This window comes from Salipiger sp. (assembly GCF_059781815.1).
Map to the genome: position 1 here is coordinate 1 of NZ_JBYNAH010000376.1, position 2,392 is coordinate 2,392.

4 protein-coding genes are annotated in these 2,392 nt (G+C 67.1%); all 4 read right to left on the bottom strand.

Annotation, left to right across the window (positions count from 1 at the left end; genetic code table 11):
* Positions 1 to 1,076: cysteine desulfurase (locus tag AC6RA4_RS24870; protein WP_500164905.1), on the bottom strand; the 1,076-nt coding region annotated here is incomplete at its 3' end.
* Positions 1,076 to 1,654: a YIP1 family protein gene (locus AC6RA4_RS24875; RefSeq protein WP_500164907.1), complete on the bottom strand. Its 579-nt coding sequence runs from the start codon at positions 1,652 to 1,654 to the stop codon at positions 1,076 to 1,078. The genes AC6RA4_RS24875 and AC6RA4_RS24870, both read right to left, overlap by 1 nt.
* On the bottom strand, positions 1,651 to 2,139 hold the full coding sequence (locus tag AC6RA4_RS24880; protein WP_500164909.1) for a YIP1 family protein: 489 nt from the start codon (positions 2,137 to 2,139) through the stop codon (positions 1,651 to 1,653). The genes AC6RA4_RS24875 and AC6RA4_RS24880 overlap by 4 nt, the downstream gene beginning before the upstream one ends.
* On the bottom strand, positions 2,139 to 2,392 hold a 254-nt coding region (locus AC6RA4_RS24885; RefSeq protein WP_500164911.1), incomplete at its 5' end, for a SufD family Fe-S cluster assembly protein. The genes AC6RA4_RS24880 and AC6RA4_RS24885, both read right to left, overlap by 1 nt.

Here is a 2,392-nt window from a genome sequence, read left to right on the forward strand (position 1 = left end):
CGCACCGCGACGCCCTTCTTGTCGAGGATCGTCGAGATGTCATGCGCGTGGGCCGCGCCGTCGAGGGTGAAGGAGAAGATCGCCGCCTTGCCCGGGGCGTGGCCCTGCACCTGCAGCCAGTTCAGCCCGGCGAGCCGCTGCTGCGCATAGGCCGCGATGCGCGCCTCGTGCGCGGCCACGTTCTCCATGCCGAGCTGCATCATGTACTCGAGCGCCACGCCAAGGCCGATCTGCTGCACGATGCCTGGCGTGCCGGCCTCGAACTTCATCGGCGGATCGGCATAGGTGACGCAGTCCTTGTGGACCTCGCGGATCATGTCGCCGCCGCCAAGGAAGGGGCGCATCTCTTCCATCCGCTCCTTGCGGATCCAGATCGCGCCCGAGCCCGAGGGGCCGTAAAGCTTGTGGCCGGTGATGGCGTAGAAATCGCAGCCCATCTCCTCGACATTGACCGGCATGTGCACCGCGCCCTGCGAGCCGTCGACCAGCACCGGCACGCCGCGTTCGCGCGCCGCGGCGCAGATCGTCTTCACATCGACCACGGTGCCCAGCACGTTCGACAGCTGGGTGATCGCGACGAGCTTCGTCTTCGGCCCAATCGCGTCGATGACCTTCTGCGGGTCGAGCGCGCCGGTCTCGTCGACATCGACCCACTTGATCACCACGCCCTGCCGTTCGCGCAGGAAATGCCAGGGCACGATATTGGCGTGGTGCTCCATCACCGACAGCACGATCTCGTCGCCCGGCTCAAAGCGCGGCATGGCCCAGGAATAGGCCACGAGGTTGATGCCTTCCGTGGTGCCGGAGGTGAACACCACCTCCTCTTCGTCCTTGGCACCGAGGAAGCGGGCGATGATGCCGCGCGTGCCCTCGTATTTCTCGGTGGCGAGGTTCGACAGGTAATGCAGGCCGCGATGGACGTTGGCGTATTCCTCGGCATAGCCGCGCGTCACCGCGTCGATCACCACCTGCGGCTTCTGCGCCGAGGCGCCGTTGTCGAGATAGACCAGCGGCTTGCCGTTCACCTCCCGGGAAAGGATCGGGAAGTCTTTGCGGATTTCGGTCACGTCATACATCAGATCGCCATCGCGTTGGGGCTTATGCCCATCAGGGATACGAGCAGGCTCATCGCCATGACAAGGACAAGCCCGCCGATCACGAGCACGGCAAGCGCCCGCAGCAGGTTGTCGAAGCCATGAGCCACGTCGAGGAAATTCAGGATAATGTAGATCCCGGCAAGGAAGCCAAGCACCGCGAGGATCGAGGCCAGCGCGCCCGAGACCAGCGCCGCCACCGCAACGATGGCCTGCCAGATCAGCCGGATGGCCTGCAGCCATGTCAGCAGCAGCGCGAGGTCTTCCGCCCGGCCCTTGCCGCCAAGCATCCGCCCGGTTCCGGTCAGGACCATCACCGAGACCAGCAGCATCACGCCCAGCAACGCGCCGAAGAGCACCGGGCTCATGACGAAGGGCAGCGCCCCTGCCCCCATGCTGGCCTGCAGGATGCCCATCGCGAGCGCGTTCAGCGCCACGACCAGCGCCATCGCGGTCAGGATGGCCTCGTGGCTGAGCCGCGCCGCGATCAAGAGCTGCGCCACCTCGCGCGGGGCGGTGACGGTCTGCCACGCCAGACGGAAAACCCCTGCCGGCGTCATGCGGTCTCAGCCTTCTGCGCAGCGACAAGGCCCGAGAGCCAGAACCAGACGAACACCGCGAACCAGACAAGGCCCACGATGGTGAGCTGCAGCCCCGGCCCCATCAGCCCGGCCACCAGCCCGTTCAAGAGCACCAGCGGCGTTGCAGCCAGCAGCGCCCAGAACAGCGCCAGCCGCGCGCCATAGGCGCTGCCCTTCCCGCCGAAAAGCTTCGCGACGAGATGGCTCAGGAAGGCGATGAGGTAGAAGAGAAGCGGCGCCAGCACGAGCCATGCCAGCAGCGCCCCGCCCAGAAGCGGGTTCAGCTCGGTCTCTTCCAGATGCGCCTGTCGCGACAGGGCCGGCATCTGCGCGATGAAGAACAGCGCGCAGGCCGCCATGACGAGCATCAGCGCACGGTCTTCGCGCGGCCCCGGCGGGAGGAGCCGCCCGCCGACCATGGCCCGCCCCCCCAAGGTGGGCCGGATTTCGCGCGAGAGCGACATCAGCCGCGGCGCCGCAGCAGCCAGGCTTCGACGCGCTCGACGATCTCTTCCTGCAGACCCTCGTCCTCGATCTCCTGCACCGCTTCCGCGATGAAGGCGATGGTCAGCAGGTCTTCGGCGATGCCGCGCGGCAGGCCGCGGGCGCGCAGGTAGAAGAGACCCTCCTCGTCGATCGCACCCGAGGTCGAGCCGTGCGAGCAGGCCACGTCATCGGCGTAGATCTCGAGCTCGGGCTTGGCGAGGAACTGGCTGT